Below are 23,585 nucleotides of genomic sequence, written 5' to 3' on the forward strand. Positions count from 1 at the left end.
AACCATATAGCGATATTATTAGTTGATTTATTTACGTTTTATTATTTAGACATCTTGGGCTTAGTGGCGTTTTGCAATTGATACGCTAAAAATACCCCAATGATCAATATGTTGATCGAGTTTTTCAAAACCAGCTTCTTCAACCAATGCGTCCATTTCTCCTTGGCTTCGACAGCGCATAATCCAAGGTTGTCCATTTTGGTGGCTTGGTAATACACGAGCAATCATTTCAAGTTGAGGGTGCCAAGGTTGGCAAGTATAAATAAGTAAACCGCCAGAAGGGATAGCTTGGGATAACCCTTTTAGTGATTCTCTGAGTAGCTGATTTTCAGGGAATAGTTCATAAAGTCCACTAACGATAGCTAAAGTAGGTGAAGGTGATACCGCACTGAGACTTTCGCCATCAAAAGCATTTCCTTCTTCAAAACGAACTTTATCTTCTAAGTGTCGTTCTTTTATTGCGATGCGACCTTGTTCAACGTTGATGCTGCTATAGTCACGCATCAAAATAGAATCAACTTTGCCATAATCATTAATGGCATCAAATAAGTAACGACCTTGCCCAGCAGCAATATCCATAATATGAACAGGCATATTATTTTGTGTTAACTGTCGAATTGCATAACGGATGGTATTTTCGATATTAATTTTGCGCTGACGAATACCTTGCCAACCAATACTATTTAAATATTGTTTATCAACAACACGGCCAAATAAACCTTTTCCTTGAGGGTGATTACGATAGACATAATCAAGTGTTGACCCTGAATCAAAGCCTTTATCATAACCCAATGCAACACCTTCAGAGGCTTTGCCTAAAGTACGCATTGAGCGACTAAGTACCTTATAGTACATTTTTTTAGGGCAAAATTTAGGTAAGGGGGTGAGTAATGAACGATAAACATCTGCACTGTGGCTCCATTTATCTTCTTGACGATAGTCATGTTGATAAACTGGTTGAGCGAATAGCGTCTCAATAAAAGTGCGCATTTTATCTATTGCAATAATGCGATCTTTTTCGCCTAACGTGTCATGGTAAAAACCCGGTAAAACATGTTTTTCTTTAATGGGTGTATTTAAGCGTTGGTAGAACAGATGTTGTGGTTTGGCATGTACAACGTGATCGTTACCTGAAATAAATAACTGAGTAGGTAAGGTAATTGCACTGGCATCTTCGACAACGCGGTCAGCCGTTTTATACAGCTCTAATAAAATATTAACGGCGATAGCGCGAGTAATAAGAGGATCTTTATTAAATGAGTCAATGCGACTTTGGTCATGAGTAAGATATTTAGCTTTTACATAGGAGTTAACATAAAAAAGACCGCGGATCTTTTGCATCAAAGCCAATCCTGTGCGAGCAAAAGGCACATAAAGTTTTACTTTAAATGCTGGAGATGCCAAAACCATGCCACGGATCTTAGGGGCATAATCATGCACCCAACCGGCAACAAGAACGGCACCAACACTTTGGCCCACAACAATGATATTTTCTAACGGAATATCATAATTAGATGATACGTAATGAACGAATTCATCGATATCTTTTATTGATGTGCCCATTGATGGGCTATATCCCCTAGGCCCTTCATTTTTTCCATGTCCACGAGCATCCCAAGCAAACATCGAAAAATCAGGTAAATCAAGTTCATCAACAAGGTGAGCAACACGACCAGAGTGTTCATGGCCTCGATGAAATAAAATGATTGCTTTATTTTCAGTGGTAATTTGAGAAGGCCAATAGCGATAAAAAAGTGGTGTTTTATCGCTGGTGGTAAACTCAGACTCAACCATATTCCTTTGTGTTTGGTACTGTATTTGTTGATTCATAACGATGTATCCTTATCTTTACCTGTTAATTGTACTTCTTTTAATGCGCGATTAATGCGGTGATAACAGGTCAACAAGAGTAATAAATTGATAATAATGAAAAGATAGAAAGTGTTTTCTGATAATGCCAACGAGGGAAAAAGGCCGATAAAAAAAGCTATTGAACCAAAAACAAATGCTCTATCGCTTTTTCCCATGGGTCCGTCATAACGGCGAGTCGCATGAATAGTTTGTGCGAGTACGCCGACAAACTCTGTCATTATCATTAAAAATAGCGCGAGAATGATCCACCAAAAAGCGTGCGGAAAAATAAAAGCAAAAGGAAGATAAAGGGCAACATCAGAAATGACATCGCTAGTTTCATTTAATATGGCACCCAATGTACTTTTTTGATTGTGTTCTCGAGCCAGCATTCCATCGATGGCGTTGAGTGCCATACGAAAAAAAAGAATAAAAGGAAGCAATAAAAAAAGCCGAGGTGTAGGGTAAAGCAATAATAGCCCTCCCATTGCAACTGATAAAAACAGCGCAAATAGTGTGATTTGATTAGCGCTGACCCCTCGCTGAGAAAGTTTTATAACATAAGGGCGTAATAGTGATTGGAATTTAGGTTTTAGGTCATAAATAGTCATGACGCTTCCTTGTGTTCTAAAGTTTAATTATTAACCTAATACTGGTTTTTTTATTTTTAACTGATTTTTATCTAATTGAATATCTTTATTTTTATGTTTTTTATTTGGTTCATAATTAAAGCAAAAGCAGGCATAGAAAATTGCTTGAGTAAATAATTAGATAGCGACAATAAGTCAGCAATGAAAGGTAAATGCAACATTAGTATTATCAGACAGTTCTGTGCTAGCTCTATGTGATTTTATTGAGGGAATAGAAATAATAAGTACCAAGCCAATATTTTATTTCCTTACAGTTTCCAATGAAATTAGTTTAATTAATCGCAAATATTCCTTTAAATAAAATATAACTCTAACTAATTTGTTATTTCAGTGTAGATTACCGAATTAATTCAACTTATTAATAAAAGTAGATAATGATAATTATTATCATTATCATATTTGCGCGTTACATGATTTTCTAACTATTTATTAATCTTATAACCATACAAAAGATACTTTTATTATGATTCATTTATCAGCAAAGAAACCTGCCTATCATCGGGGGATTGGGGTATTTTCATCATCAGCCATTGCATTATTATTGACTTCGCTGACTTCATTAAATAGCTATGCTGGTGAGAATACAGAACCAGAAAAAGTGATTTCTGCAACCTCAGCAACGCAAATGCAAACGGAACAACAACGTGAGAAAATTGTTATTGAACCAATTTATGTTGGCGGGGAATTAAACTCAAGTGTTGATGCAGGAAGTACGGTGCTTACACTTAAAGATATCAATAGAATACAACCTAACAATATTGCAGAATTAGTCGATAAATTACCGGGTATTTCATCATCGGGTTCACCAAGACCTGGTGGACAAACGTTAAATATTTGGGGAATGGGCAATCCAGAAGATATTAAAATTACGCTTGATGGCACGCCTAAAACATTTGAGAAATATCGTCAAGGTTCGATATTTATTGATCCTGAATTAATACGTCGTCTTGATGTAGATAAAGGCCCTCATAATATTACCCAGGGTAATGGCGGATTTGGTGGCTCAGTAAGAATTGAAACGAAAGATCCTGATGATTTATTATTACCCAATCAGAATATTGGGATGTTTTTAAAATATGGGCATCACACTAATGATAAACAAAATCGTTATAGTGGGGCAGTATATGGCAAGTTATTCGATGGCAAAGCGGATGGTTTATTCTATTTTAATCGCCGTGAAAGTGATGATTTAAGACGCCCAGATGGGACTAAATTTGGCTATTCTCAATCAGATCAAGATTCATTTTTAATAAAAACCAATCTCTATTTAACCGATGAGCAAACATTAACATTATCCGCATCAAGATCAGAAAGTGATGGTTGGACACCTTGGGCTGCTAAGCGAGATGAATTAGCAAAACCTAGCCAAGGTGATGTAGATAAATATGGTTTTGATGCGGCGATGAAACGTAAATTAGTTTATCGTGACCAGAAAGATGATACCTTCAGTGCAAAATGGAATATACAACCTGTTGATTCTGATTTAATTAATTTAACGCTAACTTATGGTTATTCAAAAACCAAACAAAATGATAGTCGTCCTGAAACAGCAAGCTCATATTTTAGTGGCAGCATGGGAAACCAAAGCTGGGTTGATTATAGAAATCATCAAATCGAAATTAAAAACGAAAGCACACTGATGCATGGTGCATTTGAGCATCAGGTGATGATAGGAACACGCTGGCATCGAAATGATCGTGATGTGTTGATGTTTACTCGAGATAAAGCCAAAAATCCAAATTATAACTATGGTTATTACGCGCCTCCTTATATGCCTGAAGGAACGCAAACCACCACAAGTTTCTATTTACAAGATTCTATTAGCTATAAAACCTTAACGATAACACCTGGTGTTCGCTACGATATTGTAAAGAACCAAGGAAAGGGAAGTCGTGCAATTGTTTATCAAGATCCAAATCCTTATTTTGGTCATGATTATTCTGATGTGACTTATAGCGGAGCAACGCCACATTTAGGTTTGTTATGGAAAATGAATCAGAATATCCGTTTCTTTAGTGATTTAACTTATACATGGCGAGCTCCACTGATTGATGAACAATATGAAGTTCAATCAAGCATTTCAAGTTTAACAGGAACAAGTCGCCATTTAGATAAAGAAACGATCCGTGCATTTCGGATTGGTGCGATAGCTGATTTTGAAAATGTATTCCAGCAACAAGATCAAGTGCAATTGAGAACGACATTGTTTGATAGTCATGGTAAAGATGAAATATTCCGCCGTCGTGGTGTTTATTGTGAGAGCCAAAAAGTGGATGGGCATAATGGAAATTGTCCGCCATCCATTGGTAATTACCGTAATTTACCGGGTTATCATATTCAAGGAATGGAGATTGAAGCCTTTTATGATAGTTCCAATTTATTTGGTCGTTTAGCGTATTCCACCATGAAAGGGACGCGAGACCAATCGCCGCGTGATCCGTGGTTCGGTCAAAAAACATGGATTGCAGAAATTCAGCCTGATGCTTTACATGCCACTATTGGGATCAAAGTACCGCAAATTAACGTCAATATGGGGTGGACGGGGGACTTTATTGGTGCCCAGCGTCGTTCTCCGATGGATAATGACCCTGATGCCGCTTATTGGTCACTACCAAAAAGTAAAGGCTATTCGATTCATGGTTTATTTGCTAATTGGGAACCCACTTTTATCCATAATACTGAAGTGCGTTTTACTGTCGCTAATTTATTTAACCAAGATTATTACCCTTATTTAGGTGAGTCAGTATCTGGTGTTGGGCGTGATTTCAGATTTACAGTAGTAAAAAGATTCTAATTTTTATTAATAAAAAAACAGGTCACGATAGAGTGACCTGTTTGCTTATAAAAGGAAATATATTAACTATTAATACATTCTATTTAGCGGCATTACGCGCTTCTTCAACCCAGCCATCAAACGTTTTTTGGTGGGCTTTTATCCATGCATTGGCATGACGCTCAATGTCAGCCTGTGATTTCTGACCATTATGCATACGCAAGTTTTGCGCATTGATATCAGCGACAGAAACTTTCATGACCTCAAAAAGTTTTGCAGCAGCAGGGTTTGCTTGTGCCCATTTTTTATTCGCAGCAATATGCATTGTGCTTGGTGGAAAACCGTAGTTTTTCCCATTTGGTAAGGTGGTATCGGTTTTATCATCACCCGGCAGTGAAGAGAAAGGCACCTGTAGCCACACCACATCTTTACCCGGTTTTAATACATCACTGATCCAATAAGGTGTCCATGTGTAATAAAAGATAGGTTTCCCTTCTTTAAAACGTGTAATGGTATCAGCCATCATCGCTGCATAGTTACCTTGATTATGAGTGACCGATTTTTCTAAATCATAGGCTTTTAAATGATTATTGATTGCTTCTTCACAACCCCAGCCTGGATTACAACCGGTTAAGTCAGCTTTACCATCACCATTTGAATCGAATAACTTAGCAATATTAGGATCTTTAAATTGCTCTATATTAGTGATGTTATATTTTTCAGCAGTTTTTTTATCAATTAAATAGCCTTGCGCGGCGTTTACAACATAATCACCTTTGCGATAAAAGGTATTGTCACCCCCTGCGGCAGCATATTGTGAATTATGAAGTGGTACCCAACTGACCGCCATAAACGTCGCATCGCCATTGGCGATAGAAGAGTAAGCGACGTTATAGTCGACTTCTTTAGTAGGTTGAACTGTATAGCCTAATTGTTCGAGTGCTTTGTTGACGATTAATGTCTGAAAAGTTTCTTCAGAAATTGTGCTTTGCACTGGTTGAACCGAAACCCCTTTACCGGGTAAATCAGCAGCGGATAACTGGGTGCTTATCAGTGTGGCGGACAATACCGTTGCCCAGAGAACTGGATTACGCATAGTTTTTCCTTCTGTTGTGAGAGTAAGAGATAAATAGCGGTAATTAAACTACCGCTTTTATCTCTAATATTGATTGAACTTGATGTTCTTGATTTAATTTTAGTGATAACAACGTTGTGTATTAGATTTATGCTTTTTTGCCTACGACTCGACAAATTAAGCCAATAGGGCCGGTTAGATACCAGCGACGATTTCCTTTCGAGCGATTATTTTGACCCAAAGATTGTGTTAGTCGATCAAGGATTATTGCCAGAATAACGATACCTGCACCACCTACTGCGGCAAGTCCCATATCAAGGCGACCAATACCACGCAATACCATCTGACCTAAACCACCTACAGCTATCATTGAGGCAATAACGACCATTGAAAGGGCTAACATTAAGGTTTGATTCACACCCGCCATAATTGTTGGCATGGCTAAGGGTAATTGCACCTTAAATAGCATTTGGCGAGGACTTGCTCCAAATGATTGTGCCGCTTCAATTAAATCTTCAGGTACTTGTTTAATACCTAAAATAGTCAGACGCACTATAGGCGGTAAAGCAAAGATAATAGTGACAACAACACCGGGCACATTACCAATACCAAAAAGCATTACGATAGGTACTAAATAGACAAATGCAGGTGTTGTCTGCATAGCATCTAAAAGAGGCCTGACTATTTTTGAAGCCCTATCACTATGAGCAAGCCATATTCCTAACGGAAGGCCAATAATTAAGCAGAACAGCAGCGAGGTGAGCACTAATGACAGTGTTATCATCGCTTCAGACCATGCACCGATAGCACCAATTAATATCAATGAAATAAAAGAGGTCACTCCCATTACTTTGCCTGAAAGCTGCCATGCGATAAGTGAAAATAGAATAATGGCAACAGGAGCGGGCATTGAGGTTAAAAAGTTTTCAAAACCACCGAGTACAAGATCAACGGGAACTCGTATTCCTTGGAATAGTGGGCGAAAATGAAGTACAACCCAGTCTATCGCCTCTGTTACCCATGAATCTAATGGGATCAGCGTATGCTGAAAGGGATCTAAGATATTAAATTGATCAGTTGTGGTATCGGTAGGGACAGCATCTAACCAATCACCACCTGCTGATGATGTATCAACCGTTTCAGTGCCACCGGTTCCCCACGGATCAGCATCAGTAGTCGTGCTATCAGCACTACTCCAAGGATCGTCATCTACAGCATTGTTTTGCATTTCTTGTGGTGCTGTTTGGGTGGCAGTATTATCTGTTGCGGTATTATCTTGAGTGTCCATTTCCCAAGGATTGGCTTGGTTGGTTGTATTACTCATTTGGTGTCTCCTTATCCAGTGCTTGTAACAACATTCCTTTTGAAATTAAACCAAGGTAGCGATTTTTATCATCAATAACAGGAATGGCACAGGGAGATTGTGCAACAGTGGAAATCAGTTCATTTAATGGTGTTTCACCATTAATGGCGCAAGGCTCGGTTAAAATTGCAGATTCAATAGGTTGTTTATTTTTTAATGCTTCTTCCAGTGAATTAATCGAGACAATACCGATAAATTTTCTACCTCGCTCAATAAGATAACCAAAGTTTCTATCTTCATCTTCAAGCACTTTTAATGCAGAACGAGGGCCAAATCCTGGGGCAACATGCAGTAATGTTTCTGGGCGGCGTTTTGCGACATCTTTTGCACTAAATACGTGGCTAATATCAACACCTCTAAAGAAGGTGCGTACATAATCATTCGCTGGATTATTCAGTATTTCATCGGGTGTACCAATTTGAACGACCACACCACCTTGCATAATGGCAATTCTATCGCCAATACGCATTGCTTCATCAAGATCATGAGAAATAAATACTATCGTACGTTGTTTATCGCCTTGCAAACTTAGCAATTCATCTTGCATTTCAGTACGTATTAATGGGTCAAGTGCGGAAAAGGCTTCATCCATCAATAAGATATCAGGATCATTTGCTAATGCTCGAGCAAGCCCAATACGTTGGCGCATACCACCTGATAGCTCATCAGGCCATGAGTTAGCATGATTTCCAAGGTTTACCTGTTCTAAAGCGGCCATCGCTTTTTCATAGCGTTCTTCTTTGCTTAACCCAGCAAGATCCATTCCGAAAGCCGTATTATCAAGTACATTCATATGCGGCATTAAAGCAAAAGATTGAAACACCATACTGATTTTTTTACGACGTACTTGGCGGAGTTCCTTATCAGTCATTGTGGCAATATTCTCGCCATCAATAAGTACTTCGCCTCGGGTTGGATCTATCAGACGATTGAGAAGGCGCACTAATGTGGATTTACCAGATCCTGATAATCCCATGATGACAAATATTTCGCCTTCTTCAATGGCCAGATTTGCATTTTGAACACCGACGGTTAACCCTGTTTTATCAAAAATCTGGTCTTTATTCATACCCGATTCTAATAAATCAAAGGCACGTTTTGGGTGCTCGCCAAATACCTTATAGAGGTTTTTAACTTCTAATTTAATTGCCATGCAATATATCGTTCCCTATTAAAATAATGGAAAGAATAAATAAAAATATAATGAATTTATGGTGCTTAAATTCCTAATTAACGTTTTTTAGTAAGGGAAATACCCTACCATAATGAAGCTGCCTGACAACCCTATGTTAATTAGAATTAACTAAATAAATTCTCTTTTTTTCTATCATATTGTTAATGATTAATAATTAAATAAAGCGAAATAATCTTTTTTTATAAAAAAATAATTATTGTGATAACTCACTGAAATAACGTTATTTTTATAGATATTATTATTTTGATTATGATCTCAATGGAAATGATAATAAAAAGGCTATTTATAGGAATACTTTCAAGAAAATAAAAATGGATATAAATGCATTTACATTAGTATTTTTAATGTTTTATTGTGGTTGATAGGTGAATAATAAGGAAAATCATTAAAAATCATTCGTAAAAAGTTGGTTATTTCAGATAATCGAACGGTAAAAATCATATAATTAGATTAATTAATAAGCAATAAAAAACGCACTAAAAAATAAGTTATATTTTTCAGTGCATTATATTTTTATTGTTAATACATAATTAAAATCAATGTATGCTAGCGTTACTTTTGATTAGACACTTTTGGATTAAATTAAAAATCCCAATCATCATCTTCTGTATTAATTGTTTTACCAATAACATAAGAAGAACCAGAGCCGGAAAAGAAATCATGATTCTCATTAGCATCTGGTGATAATGAAGAAAGAATAGCAGGGCTTACATCGGTTAATTCATCTGGGAATAAAGCCTCATAGCCTAAGTTCATTAATGCTTTATTGGCATTATAATGAAGAAATTTTTTTACATCTTCAGTCCAGCCTACAGAGTCATAAAGATTTTCAGTATATTTCACTTCATTATCATATAAATCTAAAAGTAAAGAGAAAGCAAAATCTTTGATTTCTTGTTTTTCTAATTCTGATTTATTTAATAACTGATTTTGAAATTTATAGCCAATATAATAACCATGAACAGCTTCATCTCTAATAATAAGACGAATTAGATCAGCAGTATTGGTTAATTTACCTCTACTTGACCAATACATAGGTAAATAGAAACCGGAATAGAATAGAAATGATTCTAAAAAGACGCTGGCAATCTTTTTCTTAAGTGGGTCGACATCTTGGTAATAGCGTAGAATTATTTCAGCTTTCTTTTGTAAAAAAGGATCCTCTTCACTCCATCGATAAGCGGCATCTACATCGGTCGTTAAACAAAGTGTAGAGAAAATAGAGCTGTAAGAGCGAGCATGTACGGCTTCCATAAAGCAAATATTAGATAATACAGCTTCTTCATGTGGTGTAAGAGCATCTGGCATTAAAGTAGGTGCACCTACCGTATTTTGAATAGTATCGAGTAACGTTAATCCAGTAAAAACACGAATAGTGAGTTGCTTTTCTTTTGCTGTAAGCGTATTCCAAGAAGGAATATCATTAGAAAGTGGTATTTTTTCAGGTAGCCAAAAATTCATAGTAAGACGATTCCATACTTCAAGATCTTTCTCATCTTCTATACGATTCCAATTAATCGCATTAACACGATTTAAATAAGGTGCTGACATATTGCATCCTCCTTATTGTTATTTATTTTTATTAAAGCGCACATGAAACACAGCCTTTTATTTCAGTTCCGGCTAATGCTGTTTGTCGAATACGAATGTAATACAAGGTTTTAATACCTTTGCGCCAAGCATAGATTTGGGCTTTATTGATATCTCTTGTTGTTGCCTCATCAGAAAAGAACAAGGTTAATGATAAGCCTTGATCAATATGCTGTGTGGCTTGAGCATAGGTATCAATAATTTTTTCAGCACCAATTTCGTAAGCATCTTGATAATAGTGGCGATTTTCATTGGTCATAAACGGTGCTGGATAATAAACCCGACCAATTTTACCTTCTTTTCTTATTTCTATAGGCGCTGCAATAGGGTGGATGCTTGATGTAGAGTGGTTGATATAAGAAATAGAACCAGTAGGTGGTATTGCTTGCAAGTTCTGATTATAAATGCCGTAAGTCATGATCGATAGTTTAAGTTTTTGCCAATCTTCTTGAGTTGGAATATGTACATTTGATTGGCTAAATAGCTGGTGGATTTTTTGTGTTTTAGGCAGCCACTGTTGGGATAAATATTTATTAAAATATTCACCGGAAGCGTATTTTGAATTCTCAAAATTATTGAAAGTCTGTTTTTTTTCAATGGCTAATTGATTTGATGCTAATAAAGCGTAATAAGTAACGGTATAAAAATAGATATTAGTAAAATCTAATGCTTCTTCAGAACCATAATAAATACCTTCTCGGGCTAAATAACCATGTAAATTCATTTGCCCTAAACCAATGGCATGAGAAGCTTGGTTGCCTTTTTGAATAGAAGGTACCGATTCTATTTTAGTCATATCAGCGACATTACTTAGTGCTCTAATAGCAATATTAATCGTATGAGCAAAATCAGGCGAATCCATCGCCATCGCAATATTCATTGAACCTAAATTACAGCTGATATCATGACCAATATAGCGATAACTTAAATCGGGGTGGTATTCACTGGCACTATTAACTTGAAGAATTTCAGAGCATAAATTACTCATATTAATTCGACCCGCAATAGGGTTATTTCGATTCACCGCATCTTCAAACATAATATAGGGATAGCCAGATTCAAATTGAATTTCAGCTAATGTTTGAAAAAACTCCCTAGCTTTAATTTTCTTTTTGCGAATATTGGCGTTATTTACCATTTCAGCATATTTTTCGCTAATGCTTATTTCAGACATAGGCATGCCATAAACGCGCTCTATATCATAAGGTGAAAAGAGGTACATATCTTCATTACGCTTAGCGAGCTCAAAGGTAATATCAGGAATAACGACACCTAAAGAAAGTGTTTTAATTCTGACTTTTTCATCTGCATTTTCTCGCTTAGTATCAAGAAAATGATAAATATCAGGGTGGTGAGCATGAAGATAAACGGCGCCAGCACCTTGTCTCGCACCTAATTGATTGGCGTATGAAAATGCATCTTCAAGCATTTTCATTACAGGTACGACGCCAGAAGATTGATTTTCTATACGCTTAATTGGCGCACCCGCTTCACGTAAGTTTGTTAGTAAAAAAGCAACACCACCGCCGCGTTTAGAAAGTTGTAGTGCAGAGTTAACTGATCTACCAATAGACTCCATATTGTCTTCAATACGCAAAAGAAAGCAGGAGACTAATTCGCCTCGTTGTTGTTTGCCACAATTTAAGAATGTAGGTGTTGCGGGTTGAAAGCGGCCACTAATAATTTCATCAACAATGTGTATAGCAAGGTCGGTATTTCCTTGCGCAAGTGTTAATGCCACCATGCATACTCTGTCTTCATAGCGCTCGAGATAGCGTTCGCCATCAAAGGTCTTTAAGGTGTAGCTGGTATAGTATTTAAAGGCGCCAAGAAAGGATTGAAAGCGAAATTTTTTGCTATAAGCATGCTTAAAAAGCTGTTTTATAAAGGCAAATTTATATTGTTCTAAAACTTGTGCCTCGTAATAGTGCTGCTGTACTAGAAAATCAAGTTTCTCTTTAAGATCGTGAAAAAATACCGTGTTTTGATTAACATGCTGACGAAAAAAGTGGTGGGTCGCTAATTTGTCTTTCTCAAATTGAATATTGCCTTGTTCGTCATAGAGATTGAGCATGGCATTTAACGCATGGTAATCAAGTTGTTCAGTTGATTGAGTCATGTTTAGTATCTCACTGCATTGTTCAGGTCATTTCAACAGTTGACCAAAACGCACTTAATCCTGTTTTTACGCGCTTAACATCTTCTGGCGTGCCTAGAAGCTCAAATCGATAGAGAAAAGGCACTTGGCATTTTTGAGCGATAATCTCGCCGGCTAATCCATAAGCGGCACCAAAATTAGTATTGCCAGAAGCGATTACGCCACGTATTAAATGGCGGTTTTCAGGAATATTTAAAAACTGAATAACCGTTTTGGGAACTGCACCTTTAGTTCCACCGCCACCATAAGTAGGGCTAAGCAACACAAAAGGTTGCGTGGCAAGTAGTTGCTCATCTTCAATTAATCTTGTTGCTTGTATATTGAGCTTTTGCACGAAGCGGTGACAATTTTCAGAGCGACTTGAAAAATAAATTAAAGGTGCAGTTTGCATTAGTAGCTCCTTTTAGAGCGTAATTTGTCTTATTTTATCAGGACAAAATCCAGACCAATGTTGTTCGCCATTAACAACGACAGGCACTTGTCGATATCCCATCGAAACAATCTGTTCTAATGCTTGCGTATCTTTCGTGAGATCTACAGAGACAAACGGAATATTTTTCTGTTTTAACGCACGTTCAGTGGCACTGCATTGAACGCAATTCGGTTTGGTATAGAGGATCACAGACATAAACTAACCCTTATAAAAATGTAAACGCATAACAATAACGTTCACAATGAAAAGTGGTTAGATACTATATATAGAGTTATTTATTTTCAACCACACAATATATGGTGATTTTGTTGTTTGATAATGATTATTATTAAAATTAAACAGTTAGCGTACTAATTTTATTTTTCAATCGCTTTATTGATCAATTTTTATTAGGTATGCGAGTAATTAGATGATTGCTTTATAAATAAAGCATGATTTAATCTTGTGAATACAGACGGATCAGCAGAGAAAACATTATGTACCAAGATTATCTCGATACACCAAAAGAATTCCCAAAACCCTATATATCGATTACTGCAAATGAAGAGGGAATTACGAGCCTCTATTTTGTAGATGAAAAAGAAATCGCCGTTCATTCAAGTCCGATAATTAATCAATGTATTAAGCAATTGAAAGAGTATTTTACAGGTAAACGTACGACATTTTCAGTGCCATTAGCACCAGAGGGAACTGAATTTCAAGACCGTGTTTGGCAAACTCTTCAAACGATACCTTTTGGTGAAATTTGGAGTTATAAAAAATTAGCGCTTACATTAGGTTCAGTCAATTATTGCAGAGCGGTTGGAATGGCAAACTCGCGTAACCCAATCTCTTTAATCATCCCTTGTCATCGAGTTATTGGACATAATGGAAAATTAGTGGGCTATACTGGTGGGTTAGATATTAAACGTTGGCTACTTCGTTACGAAAAAGTTGATATTGATGAATAGTTCATACTGTTAGTATTAAGTATTATTTCTTAAGAGAACTATGGCTTAAGTTATGAGATTTGTCTGAATATTAATCGGTTGGCAGAAAAAAAATGCAAGTTTCGTGATCTAGACTGTGGACAGCGAATCATCATTTTTGTTTTACTATAGCCAACGCAAAACGCTTGCGTTTATTTTCTATTTTAAAGGTAAACTTGATGTCTAAATTAAAAGGTAACGTTAAGTGGTTTAACGAAACTAAAGGTTTTGGTTTTATCACTCCAGAAGATGGCAGCAAAGATGTATTTGTACACTTTTCCGCTATTAGTTCAGAAGGCTTTAAAACCCTTGCTGAAGGTCAAAAAGTAGAGTTTGAAGTTACTGACGGCGCGAAAGGGCCATCTGCTGCAAACGTTGTCGCTATCTAATTAACGACTTCTTTGAGACAGTAAAAACCCGTTATTTAACGGGTTTTTATGTTTCTAGAGCTAAACCCGTTATTTAACCGGTTTTTATGTTTAGAATCGTTACATTTCTCTTAATAGCCAAAAAGCAAATGCAGTCATTAAAAATGAGCCAGCTAAGTTTGCTCCCATCGTTCCTAGTGCCCAACCTATTTTGCCTTCAGTAAGTAGTGCCACCACTTCAACCGAGAAGGTTGAAAATGTGGTTAAGCCGCCACAAAACCCAGTAGTTAACATTATTTTCCAAATGGGGTCGATATGAGGCGCTTTACTAAACCAAGCAATACCGAAAGCAATAATAAAAGCACCAATGCAGTTAGCTACAAATGTACCTGTTGCAAAGTGAGGAAAGAGTGAATTTAGGCGGTAGCTAATTAGCCAGCGCAACACGCTACCTAAACCACCACCTATAAATACAGCTATTGCAATATTGAGCATATTAAGAGATTAATCGTTATTTAACCTCAATCCCCTGAGCTTGAAGATCAGCATGATAAGATGAGCGGACAAATGGACCACAAGCTGCGTGAGTAAAGCCCATCGCCAGTGCTTGTTCTTTCATGTATTCAAACTCGTCAGGACTGACGTAGCGTTGAACAGGAAGATGATGACGGCTTGGTTGCAGATATTGCCCCAGTGTCAGCATCGTTACTCCATGTTTGCGCAGATCACGCATAACGTCAATAATTTCTTCGTTTGTCTCACCTAGCCCAACCATTAAACCTGATTTTGTTGGAATATCAGGGTGCGCTTGCTTAAAACGCTCTAATAATGTGAGTGACCATTGGTAGTTAGCACCTGGACGTACTTGACGATAAACGCGTGGCACATTTTCTAAATTGTGGTTGAAAACGTCTGGCGGTGTTTGTGTTAGGATCTCAAGTGCTTTATCCATGCGGCCACGAAAGTCTGGTACTAATGTTTCAATACGAATGGTTGGATTTTTCTCCCGGATTGCCGCGATACAATCAGCAAAATGCTGAGCCCCCCCATCACGCAAATCATCACGGTCTACAGAGGTGATAACGACATAGCGCAATCCCATATCTTTAATGGTTTGAGCTAGTTTCTGTGGCTCTTGTGGATCGGGTGCATTTGGGCGACCATGTGCCACATCACAGAATGGGCAGCGTCGTGTACAGATAGCACCTAAAATCATAAAGGTTGCTGTACCGTGGTTAAAACATTCCGCTAGGTTAGGGCAAGAGGCTTCTTCACATACTGAGTGAAGACCATTTTTGCGCATTGCCGCTTTAATGCCCTGAATTTTACTTGAATCAGCGGGCAGTTTTATTTTCATCCACTCAGGTTTACGTAGTAGTTCTTCTCGTTCTGTAACGACCGTTTTAACAGGAATAAGTGCCATTTTATCGGCGTCGCGATATTTAACTCCGCGTTCCATCTGAATAGGTTTACTCATAATTGTGCCAGTTCCAGTTATCTAGAGTGATTAACACGATGTGACTGAGGTAATCAGGGTTTTAAAAAAAAATGACAAATGTTAAAAAAATTATAGCATTTTTATTGCTGTGGTTGGAATCCTAGTTGCGTACAAAAATGCTTAACTAATAACGGTGCTACTTGTGACGTTGTCGTATTCGGTGCAAAATCAATTAACTGCGTCATTTTTAGATCAGAATAACCACAAGGATTTATTCGTGCAAAAGGAGATAAATCCATATCGATATTGAGCGCAAGCCCATGAAAGGAGCAACCTTTACGAATGCGTAATCCTAAAGAGCAAATTTTATCACCCTTTACGTAAACGCCGGGCGCATCAGCGCGAGCATAAGCTTCTACATTAAACTCTGCCAGCGTATCAATAACGGTGTTTTCAAGAGCGGTGACTAATTGACGTACACCTACATGATTGCGTTTTAAATCAATTAAAACATACATCACTTGTTGACCAGGGCCATGATAAGTCACTTGGCCACCACGATCAGATTGAATCACTGGGATAGTTCCCGTATTTAATAAGTGTTCAGCTTTACCTGCTTGGCCTTGGGTAAAAACCTGTTCATGTTGAACGAGCCATATTTCATCAGGTGTATGACTTTCCCGTTTTTCCGTAAACTGATGCATAGAATCAGAAACCGGTAAATAGGGTTCCACACCTAATTGGCGAATAATGATTGTTTTGTCTTGCACCGTGAAAATCTTCATTTGTAGCGTAATTGTGAAAGGCAGTATAACGCTCTGGCAAATGAACTACCAGATTGAGATGTTTTTTTTCCGAAAGCAATAAAAAAATGAGCAGAAAAAATACAAAAAAGGCGCCTAACTTGGCACCTTTTCAAAATAAATAATTGAATAGAAATAGATGATTACAGAACCATACGTACTAATTCAAGTTCACCAAGCTCTTTATATAGCGTTTCAACTTGGTCGATATGCGTTGCATTAATAGTAATAGAAACAGAGTGGTAGTTACCTTTGCTACTTGGTTTCACGGATGGTGTATAGTCACCCGGAGCATGACGTTGAATAACTTCAACTACTTGATCAACCAACTCTGGTTTTGCATGTCCCATGACTTTATAAGTAAATGAACAAGGGAACTCTAACAGTTCGTTTAATTTGGTTTTCATATTAAGTCCTTAAAGCAACAGACATTATTGTTGCAATCGATATATTGATATACCCAATATTGATAAATAAAAAGCGCATTCCTTAGTAAATAAGGAATGCGAGAGTGTTATTAGGGTAAATATCAAAATGGTAAATGGCGTTAAGCCAATATCTATATGTTAGTTATATATGGACAGATTTACCCATTTCAAGGTTTAGCTAAACCAGTGTGAAAATAATAATTTGATGTAATCAATCATGCGACTGAAAAAGCCACCTTCTTTTACTTCATTCATAACAACTAACGGGCGTTGCTCAATAATTTGGCCATCAAGTTGAAAGTTAATTACACCAACAACTTGGTTTTTAGCAACAGGTGCATGAAGCTCAACATTATCAAGAATATAACTGGCTTTTAAATCTTTTAAACGGCCACGAGGGATAGTTAAGTAAACGTCTTTTTCTACGCCTAATTGCACTTTATCCATTTCGCCATACCAAATAGGTTCGGCTGCAAATTCTTTACCCACTTGCAGAGGTTTTACGGTTTCAAAAAAGCGAAAGCCCCAAGTCAGTAGTTTTTTACTTTCTGCATCACGGCCTTTAGAAGAGTGTCCGCCCATTACTACAGAAATTAAGCGCATATCGCCTTCAGTTGCTGAAGCGACAAGATTATAACCTGCCGATGCAGTATGACCTGTTTTAATACCATCAACATTTAAACTTGTATCCCACAACAGACCATTACGGTTAGTTTGGCGAATATTGTTGTAGGTATATTCTTTTTCTTTATAGATTGCGTATTCATCAGGAACATCGCGAATAAGCGCTGCACCGATTAATGCCATATCACGAGCGGTGCTGTATTGGCCAGGCGCATCAAGTCCATGAACCGTTTGAAATTGCGTATTTTGTAAACCTAGGCGTTTAACGTAGTCATTCATCATGGTAACAAAAGTATCTTGGCTACCAGCAACATAAGAAGCCATTGCCACACAAGCATCATTACCTGATTGTAAATTAATACCACGAGTTAATTGCGCTACAGTAACTTGATCGCCCGGTTTTAAAAACATCAGCGACGAACCACGGAAAATAGGATTACCTGTTGCCCAAGCTTCTTCACCAATAGGAACGATATCGCTATTTGAAATTTTTCCAGCACGAATAGATTGCCCAATAACATAACTGGTCATCATTTTGGTTAAGCTTGCTGGGTCACGGCGAACGTCTGCGTTCATTTCCGCTAGCACTTTTCCTGAATTATAATCGATAAGAATATAGGATTCGGCTTCGATACTAGGAACAGCAGGTATCATTGTTTTGATTGAATCATCAGCAAAGCTGTTATGGCTAAAAGCCAGTAATGCAAAAGTGGTGCTGAGTATGCTGGTTCTTAGTAATTTAGCTGGGAGTGTCTGTTTCATTCTGTTTGTTTATTCCGGGAATTCAGGGGAAAAATAGAGACCGATAAATAAAATATCAGCAAACTTGCCAGAGTCTACCCTTTAGTTTGCTGATATAAAAAGAATTAAATATAAATATCATCATTATTGAGTAATGATAAATGCATTAATATCTTTAATTTGCTTAAGCTTAGTTTTTATCGTCTCAGCTTGTTCTTTCGATGAATAAGGGCCTAGTTGTACTTTATGTAACCCATCAGCGGTAATAATAAGACCTTTAGTATTTAACGAGGACGATAAATCAGTTAGCCAAGACTGTGCATTATTGGCGTTACTTAATGCACCTACTTGAACATAATAACCTTGTGCAACTGATGTTGATGAAGATACTACCTGTGGAGCTGGAGCTGGAGCTGGAGCTGGAGCTGGAGCTGGAGCTGGAGCCATAGTTACTGTTGGCGTTGTTACCGCAGGTGTTATTGACTGTGAAGGGGATATCGGTGTAGTCGTTGTCGCTGTGGCTGAAGTACCTAAATTAGGACGCTCAGGTAGTGCGGCAGTTTTTTTCTCTATTTGAGCACCATGTGTACCAATACCACTCATATAGCCATTTTGATCAACAACAATACCTTCAATTTGCAATGGTGTTGTTGGCATTATGCGTAGACTGTCAGCAACCGCTTGAGTGACCTGTAACTGCTTATTATCAACGTAAGGACCACGATCATTGATGCGAACAACCATTGTACGGCCATTCATCAAATTCGTGACTTTCACATAACTAGGAATAGGTAACGTTGGATGAGCTGCTGCAAATTCATAAGGATTAATACGTTCGCCAATAGCAGTTAAACGACTCATAGCTAAACTATCGTAAACAATGGCTTGTCCTCGTTCGCTAAAATTAGCAGGATCTTGAACGATATGATAAACCGTCCCATTTTTCCGATAGTCTCTATTGGCTGTGGGATGATAAGGCTCATAACGAGGCTCAGCACCTAATACTCGTTGAGCAGGCACATTCGGTAATGGTGCTGGTTGCTTATTATTTGCGGGCTTATCGATAACACAGCCTGAAAGTAGCAATGCACTGAAACCAATCAAAATCCATTGCAAACGCATAGAAACCTCATTATAAACTTTTTGATAATAGTTTTCGGTGTGTATGAATTGACATAACAATGCCGAACCCTGCCATTAATACAATAAGCGCAGAGCCTCCATAACTCACTAAAGGTAACGGCACACCGACAACAGGAAGGATCCCACTGACCATTCCTATATTAACGAATACATAAACAAAGAGAATTAGCATTAATCCGCCAATCATAACCCTACCAAATGTATTCTGTGCTTTTGATGCAAGGTAAAGACCTCGCGCAATTAAGAGTATATAGAGTGTAAGCAGTATCAGAACACCGATTAATCCTACTTCTTCAGCCAAAACAGCAAAAATAAAGTCTGTATGGCGCTCAGGTAAGAATTCTAATTGAGATTGCGTGCCTTGTAACCAACCTTTTCCATGTAATCCACCAGAACCAATGGCAATTTTAGATTGGATAATATGATATCCCGCCCCTAAGGGGTCTGATTCAGGGTCTAGCAGCATCATTACCCGTGTGCGTTGGTAATCATGCATCAGGAAAAACCAGAGTATAGGAATAAATGCAGCAATAAGCAGTACTGCAACGGTAATTAAGCGCCAACTCATTCCTGCTAAAAAGATAACAAAAATACCTGATGCAGCAATTAAAATAGAGGTGCCTAAATCGGGCTGAGCCGCGACTAAAAGGGTAGGAACAAAAATAATCACAAGGGCGATTGCAGTATTACGTAATGTCGGTGGACAAACATCTCGATTCATAAATCGAGCTACCATCAACGGCACTGCAATTTTAGCTATTTCAGAAGGCTGAAAACGAATGATCCCTAAGTCTAACCAACGTTGAGCCCCTTTGCTAATATGACCAAAAACATCAACAAAAATAAGTAAAACGATACAGAAGAAATAGAGATGAGGAGCCCAACTTTCATAAACGCGGGGGGGGATTTGAGCCAAAACGATCATGACCATAAAACCCGTTGCAATTTGCCCCATTTTTCTTTCCATCATTTCAGGATCTTGTCCACTCGCACTCCACATAATAAATGCGCTATAGGCAAGCAAGGCAATAATACACAGCAGAAAAAGGGGATCGATATGTAAGCGAGTCCAGAGTGATTTTTTCTTGTTATTCTCAGTCATAATGATTATTCCTCTGAACCACGTGGAGATGGCGGAGATACTGGCAATACAGTGTTGTTATCGCCAAGTAAAATGTGGTCAAGTATCTGACGCGTGAGATCACCCACAGAAGGCCCCGCGCCTCCATTTTCTAAAATAATAGCAACAGCGACAGTCGGTTTGTCATAAGGTGCAAAAGCTATCATTAATTTATGGTCACGAAGATGTTCTGCCAATTGGCTTGCATTATAGGTTTCGTAACTAAATACCTGAGCAGTACCTGATTTTGCTGCAATTTTATAAGGTGCATCAGCAAAACTACGACGAGCAGTACCATTTGGCAGATTAGCAACACCATACATACCATGTTTGGCAAGTTCCCAATAACCGGAATGAATATCACCAATTTGGCGAGTTTCAGCATCAACATAAGGTAACATCTCATTGCCTAATTTTGTGCCATAAAGTAAATGAGGGGTTTTTACTTGCCCATCATTAATTAATGTCATAAGCGCTTTTGCCATTTGGATGGGGGTTGCAGTCCAATAACCTTGACCAATACCGACTGGAATAGTATCGCCTTGATACCAAGGTTTTTTATAGCGCTGTTGTTTCCACTCTCTGGTTGGCATAATGCCATTACGTTCTTCAGATAAATCAATGCCAGTGTATTCACCATAACCAAAACGAGTCATCCATGTTGAAATGCGATCTATTCCCATATCATAAGCAACTTGATAGAAGAAAGTATCTGCGGACTCAATAATTGATTTAGTCACATTCAGTTTGCCATGCCCCCAACGTTTCCAGTCACGGTAGCGTTTTTCAGAGCCGGGTAACTGCCACCAGCCGGGATCGTGGATCGTGGTATTAGCGGTAATCACCCCTTCACTTAATGCTGCAACAGACATAAAAGGTTTCACCGTTGAAGCAGGGGGATAAAGTCCTTGTGTTGTTCGGTTGATAAGTGGTCTGTCCGGGTTATTAAGCAGAGCTTGATATTCTGTATTGGAAATACCGCCAACAAAAAGGTTAGCGTCATAACTTGGGTTAGAAACAAGCGCTAAAATCTCACCATTACGAGGGTCGGTAACAACAACTGCTGCACGGCTTGTCGTCAGTAATGTTTCGATATAAGTCTGTAGCTCAAGATCGATAGTAAGGTAAATATCTTTACCTGCTTGTGGTGGTTGTTCGTGTAATTGGCGAATAACACGGCCTCGGCTATTGACTTCGACCTCTTCATAACCTGTTTTACCATGTAAAACAGATTCATAGTAACGCTCAATGCCTAACTTACCAATATCATGCGTTGCAGCATAATTTGGGTATAAACCTTCTTTTTCTAAGCGTTCAACATCTTTATCGTTAATTTTGGCAACATAGCCAATCACATGGGTTAATGCAGAACCATAAGGATAAAAACGACGTTGATAGCCTTTAATTTCTAAACCGGGATAGCGGTATTGGTTGATAGCAAAACGCGCCACTTGTACTTGGCTAAGGGCTGTTTTTAGCGCGATAGAGCTAAACCGTCGCGAGCGTTTGCGCTCTTTTTCAAATGCGGCGATATCTTCATCAGTTAAATCGATGACATCTCTTAAGCTCTCTAATGTTTCTTTTAGATCCGCAACTTTTTCAGGCACTATTTCTAATTGATAGATAGTACGATTCAGCGCAAGAGGAACCCCCTTGCGGTCATAGATAATGCCTCGGCTGGGCGGGATGGGAACTAGTTTGATTCGGTTATCATTTGAACGTGTTTGATAATCATCATGGCGAGCAATTTGTATGTGGTAGAGGTTAAAAACCAAAATACCACTTAATATTAAAATGCCTGAAAACGCGACGACAACACGACGGATAAACAGTTTTGATTCCGCAGTATAATCTCGAAACGGGGTGCGTTTTCTTTTCTTCATCCCATTAGTTGATTTCACTTACTTACCCGCCAATTTATTATTCTCGATGATAAGGATGATTTGTGGTAATGCTCCATGCTCGATAAAGGCTTTCTGCAACCACGACACGAACCAGAGGATGTGGCATTGTTAATGGAGATAAAGACCAGCTTTGATGTGCGGCTTCTTTGCAAGCAGGTGCTAATCCTTCGGGGCCACCAATTAATAAACTGACGTTTCTACCATCAAGCTTCCAGTGTTCAAGTTGTTCTGCGAGTTTTGGTGTATCCCAACGAGCGCCAGGAATATCGAGAGTGACAATACGGTTGCCTTTACCTACCGCTGCTAACATCTGCTCGCCTTCTTTTTCGAGAATACGTTTGATATCCGCATTTTTCCCCCGCTTACCCGCTGAAATTTCGATTAATTCCAATGGCATATCTTTAGGGAAACGATTTAGGTAATCCATAAAGCCGGTCTGGATCCAGTCCGGCATTTTTGTACCAACGGCAATGAGCTGTAATTTCAAACTCAGCTCCAGAGTTTTTCGAGTTCGTACATACGGCGGCTATCTTCTTGCATCACGTGAACCATGGCTTCACCAAGGTCAACAACAATCCAATCTGAAATACCTTGACCTTCAACCCCTAAAGGATGTAATCCTGCTTTGCGACAATCATCAACGAGATTATCTGCGACAGACATCAAATGACGATTGGATGTACCCGTACAAATAATCATGTAATCAGTTACACTTGATTTTCCGCGAACATCTAACGCAATAATATCTTGAGCTTTAGAATCCTCAAGTTTATCAATAATAAATTGCTGTAATTCTGAGCCTTGCAAAAGGGTCACCTTTTATCTATTCAGTTAACTCAATCGAGAAAATAGCAAAACACTATTTTAAAGGTATTTATGCCAATAAATCTATTTACTCGATGATTAATTCAAGTTATCGATAACAAGAACACCAAGCAAGTTTTCCTGTTTTTCGGCGAT

22 protein-coding genes are annotated in these 23,585 nt (G+C 38.1%); 3 read left to right on the forward strand and 19 right to left on the reverse strand.

What is annotated here, in order from left to right:
- Positions 1-60: 60 nt before the first annotated feature.
- Together M997_RS06380 and M997_RS06385 are read right to left on the reverse strand one after the other, a co-directional pair.
- Positions 61-1,830, reverse strand: coding sequence for a bifunctional alpha/beta hydrolase/class I SAM-dependent methyltransferase (locus tag M997_RS06380; protein ID WP_064719281.1), 1,770 nt, complete (start codon positions 1,828-1,830; stop codon positions 61-63).
- Positions 1,827-2,462, reverse strand: a complete 636-nt coding sequence (locus M997_RS06385) for a CDP-alcohol phosphatidyltransferase family protein (RefSeq protein ID WP_064719282.1) — start codon at positions 2,460-2,462, stop codon at positions 1,827-1,829. Before M997_RS06385 ends, M997_RS06380 begins: the two co-directional genes overlap by 4 nt.
- Positions 2,463-2,964: 502 nt before the next feature.
- Here M997_RS06385 and M997_RS06390 point away from each other — a divergent pair.
- A complete protein-coding gene (locus M997_RS06390) occupies positions 2,965-5,295 on the forward strand; it encodes a TonB-dependent hemoglobin/transferrin/lactoferrin family receptor (protein WP_082918396.1) in 2,331 nt (776 codons plus the stop codon).
- 79 nt (positions 5,296-5,374) lie between these two features.
- Here the strand turns inward: M997_RS06390 and proX are convergent, their stop codons facing one another.
- The 7 genes from proX to nrdH form a co-directional block, all read right to left on the reverse strand.
- On the reverse strand, positions 5,375-6,370 hold the full coding sequence (gene proX, locus M997_RS06395) for a glycine betaine/L-proline ABC transporter substrate-binding protein ProX (protein ID WP_064719283.1): 996 nt from the start codon (positions 6,368-6,370) through the stop codon (positions 5,375-5,377).
- Positions 6,371-6,497: 127 nt separating this feature from the next.
- Positions 6,498-7,673, reverse strand: coding sequence for a glycine betaine/L-proline ABC transporter permease ProW (gene proW / locus M997_RS06400; protein WP_064719285.1), 1,176 nt, complete (start codon positions 7,671-7,673; stop codon positions 6,498-6,500).
- Entirely contained in the window at positions 7,666-8,865 is a 1,200-nt protein-coding gene (gene proV, locus M997_RS06405; protein WP_064719286.1) for a glycine betaine/L-proline ABC transporter ATP-binding protein ProV, read from the reverse strand. The genes proW and proV overlap by 8 nt, the downstream gene beginning before the upstream one ends.
- Before the next feature lie 624 nt (positions 8,866-9,489).
- A complete protein-coding gene (nrdF, locus tag M997_RS06410; RefSeq protein WP_064719287.1) occupies positions 9,490-10,458 on the reverse strand; it encodes a class 1b ribonucleoside-diphosphate reductase subunit beta in 969 nt (322 codons plus the stop codon).
- A 31-nt stretch (positions 10,459-10,489) separates the two neighbouring features.
- Positions 10,490-12,616 (reverse strand): class 1b ribonucleoside-diphosphate reductase subunit alpha, encoded by a 2,127-nt coding sequence (gene nrdE / locus M997_RS06415; RefSeq protein WP_074379338.1) that lies wholly within the window; start codon positions 12,614-12,616, stop codon positions 10,490-10,492.
- Between the two features lie 22 nt (positions 12,617-12,638).
- The gene (gene nrdI / locus M997_RS06420; RefSeq protein ID WP_064719288.1) at positions 12,639-13,046 is read right to left on the reverse strand and encodes a class Ib ribonucleoside-diphosphate reductase assembly flavoprotein NrdI; all 408 of its coding nucleotides are present in this window, start codon (positions 13,044-13,046) and stop codon (positions 12,639-12,641) included.
- A 12-nt stretch (positions 13,047-13,058) separates the two neighbouring features.
- Complete coding sequence (gene nrdH / locus M997_RS06425; protein WP_064719289.1) at positions 13,059-13,283, reverse strand: glutaredoxin-like protein NrdH; 225 nt, start codon at positions 13,281-13,283, stop codon at positions 13,059-13,061.
- Positions 13,284-13,564: 281 nt separating this feature from the next.
- Between nrdH and M997_RS06430 the strand changes: the two genes are divergently transcribed.
- Together M997_RS06430 and cspE are read left to right on the forward strand one after the other, a co-directional pair.
- Entirely contained in the window at positions 13,565-14,038 is a 474-nt protein-coding gene (locus M997_RS06430) for a methylated-DNA--[protein]-cysteine S-methyltransferase (protein WP_064719290.1), read from the forward strand.
- Positions 14,039-14,235: 197 nt separating this feature from the next.
- Positions 14,236-14,445 (forward strand): transcription antiterminator/RNA stability regulator CspE, encoded by a 210-nt coding sequence (gene cspE / locus M997_RS06435; protein WP_064719291.1) that lies wholly within the window; start codon positions 14,236-14,238, stop codon positions 14,443-14,445.
- A 99-nt stretch (positions 14,446-14,544) separates the two neighbouring features.
- On the opposite strand, the gene crcB is transcribed toward cspE, so the two are convergent.
- The 10 genes from crcB to rsfS form a co-directional block, all read right to left on the reverse strand.
- Positions 14,545-14,919 (reverse strand): fluoride efflux transporter CrcB, encoded by a 375-nt coding sequence (gene crcB, locus M997_RS06440; RefSeq protein WP_064719292.1) that lies wholly within the window; start codon positions 14,917-14,919, stop codon positions 14,545-14,547.
- Positions 14,920-14,935: 16 nt separating this feature from the next.
- Positions 14,936-15,901 carry a lipoyl synthase gene (gene lipA / locus M997_RS06445; protein ID WP_064719293.1) on the reverse strand — a complete coding sequence of 322 codons (966 nt, stop codon included), beginning with the start codon at positions 15,899-15,901 and terminating at the stop codon, positions 14,936-14,938.
- A gap of 101 nt (positions 15,902-16,002) precedes the next feature.
- The gene (gene lipB, locus M997_RS06450; protein ID WP_064719294.1) at positions 16,003-16,647 is read right to left on the reverse strand and encodes a lipoyl(octanoyl) transferase LipB; all 645 of its coding nucleotides are present in this window, start codon (positions 16,645-16,647) and stop codon (positions 16,003-16,005) included.
- Between the two features lie 161 nt (positions 16,648-16,808).
- Complete coding sequence (ybeD, locus tag M997_RS06455; RefSeq protein WP_036912266.1) at positions 16,809-17,072, reverse strand: DUF493 family protein YbeD; 264 nt, start codon at positions 17,070-17,072, stop codon at positions 16,809-16,811.
- Positions 17,073-17,267: 195 nt separating this feature from the next.
- Positions 17,268-18,479: a D-alanyl-D-alanine carboxypeptidase DacA gene (gene dacA / locus M997_RS06460; RefSeq protein ID WP_064719295.1), complete on the reverse strand. Its 1,212-nt coding sequence runs from the start codon at positions 18,477-18,479 to the stop codon at positions 17,268-17,270.
- A 123-nt stretch (positions 18,480-18,602) separates the two neighbouring features.
- The gene (gene rlpA, locus M997_RS06465; protein WP_064719296.1) at positions 18,603-19,580 is read right to left on the reverse strand and encodes an endolytic peptidoglycan transglycosylase RlpA; all 978 of its coding nucleotides are present in this window, start codon (positions 19,578-19,580) and stop codon (positions 18,603-18,605) included.
- Between the two features lie 10 nt (positions 19,581-19,590).
- A complete protein-coding gene (gene mrdB, locus M997_RS06470; RefSeq protein WP_064719297.1) occupies positions 19,591-20,703 on the reverse strand; it encodes a peptidoglycan glycosyltransferase MrdB in 1,113 nt (370 codons plus the stop codon).
- A 5-nt stretch (positions 20,704-20,708) separates the two neighbouring features.
- Positions 20,709-22,604: a peptidoglycan DD-transpeptidase MrdA gene (gene mrdA / locus M997_RS06475; RefSeq protein ID WP_064719442.1), complete on the reverse strand. Its 1,896-nt coding sequence runs from the start codon at positions 22,602-22,604 to the stop codon at positions 20,709-20,711.
- 37 nt (positions 22,605-22,641) lie between these two features.
- Positions 22,642-23,112, reverse strand: coding sequence for a 23S rRNA (pseudouridine(1915)-N(3))-methyltransferase RlmH (rlmH, locus tag M997_RS06480; protein WP_064719298.1), 471 nt, complete (start codon positions 23,110-23,112; stop codon positions 22,642-22,644).
- Positions 23,113-23,114: 2 nt separating this feature from the next.
- Complete coding sequence (rsfS, locus tag M997_RS06485; protein WP_074379339.1) at positions 23,115-23,441, reverse strand: ribosome silencing factor; 327 nt, start codon at positions 23,439-23,441, stop codon at positions 23,115-23,117.
- Positions 23,442-23,585: the final 144 nt, after the last annotated feature.

Source organism: Proteus hauseri ATCC 700826, assembly GCF_001654965.1.
Classification (GTDB): domain Bacteria; phylum Pseudomonadota; class Gammaproteobacteria; order Enterobacterales; family Enterobacteriaceae; genus Proteus; species Proteus hauseri.

Bases quoted from the DNA above. Each gene is read 5' to 3' on its own strand.
- M997_RS06380 (WP_064719281.1), bottom strand. From the start codon at position 1,830: ATGAATCAACAAATACAGTACCAAACACAAAGGAATATGGTTGAGTCT.
- M997_RS06385 (WP_064719282.1), bottom strand. From the start codon at position 2,462: ATGACTATTTATGACCTAAAACCTAAATTCCAATCACTATTACGCCCT.
- M997_RS06390 (WP_082918396.1), top strand. From the start codon at position 2,965: ATGATTCATTTATCAGCAAAGAAACCTGCCTATCATCGGGGGATTGGG.
- proX (WP_064719283.1), bottom strand. From the start codon at position 6,370: ATGCGTAATCCAGTTCTCTGGGCAACGGTATTGTCCGCCACACTGATA.
- proW (WP_064719285.1), bottom strand. From the start codon at position 7,673: ATGAGTAATACAACCAACCAAGCCAATCCTTGGGAAATGGACACTCAA.
- proV (WP_064719286.1), bottom strand. From the start codon at position 8,865: ATGGCAATTAAATTAGAAGTTAAAAACCTCTATAAGGTATTTGGCGAG.
- nrdF (WP_064719287.1), bottom strand. From the start codon at position 10,458: ATGTCAGCACCTTATTTAAATCGTGTTAATGCGATTAATTGGAATCGT.
- nrdE (WP_074379338.1), bottom strand. From the start codon at position 12,616: ATGACTCAATCAACTGAACAACTTGATTACCATGCGTTAAATGCCATG.
- nrdI (WP_064719288.1), bottom strand. From the start codon at position 13,046: ATGCAAACTGCACCTTTAATTTATTTTTCAAGTCGCTCTGAAAATTGT.
- nrdH (WP_064719289.1), bottom strand. From the start codon at position 13,283: ATGTCTGTGATCCTCTATACCAAACCGAATTGCGTTCAATGCAGTGCC.
- M997_RS06430 (WP_064719290.1), top strand. From the start codon at position 13,565: ATGTACCAAGATTATCTCGATACACCAAAAGAATTCCCAAAACCCTAT.
- cspE (WP_064719291.1), top strand. From the start codon at position 14,236: ATGTCTAAATTAAAAGGTAACGTTAAGTGGTTTAACGAAACTAAAGGT.
- crcB (WP_064719292.1), bottom strand. From the start codon at position 14,919: ATGCTCAATATTGCAATAGCTGTATTTATAGGTGGTGGTTTAGGTAGC.
- lipA (WP_064719293.1), bottom strand. From the start codon at position 15,901: ATGAGTAAACCTATTCAGATGGAACGCGGAGTTAAATATCGCGACGCC.
- lipB (WP_064719294.1), bottom strand. From the start codon at position 16,647: ATGAAGATTTTCACGGTGCAAGACAAAACAATCATTATTCGCCAATTA.
- ybeD (WP_036912266.1), bottom strand. From the start codon at position 17,072: ATGAAAACCAAATTAAACGAACTGTTAGAGTTCCCTTGTTCATTTACT.
- dacA (WP_064719295.1), bottom strand. From the start codon at position 18,479: ATGAAACAGACACTCCCAGCTAAATTACTAAGAACCAGCATACTCAGC.
- rlpA (WP_064719296.1), bottom strand. From the start codon at position 19,580: ATGCGTTTGCAATGGATTTTGATTGGTTTCAGTGCATTGCTACTTTCA.
- mrdB (WP_064719297.1), bottom strand. From the start codon at position 20,703: ATGACTGAGAATAACAAGAAAAAATCACTCTGGACTCGCTTACATATC.
- mrdA (WP_064719442.1), bottom strand. From the start codon at position 22,604: ATGAAGAAAAGAAAACGCACCCCGTTTCGAGATTATACTGCGGAATCA.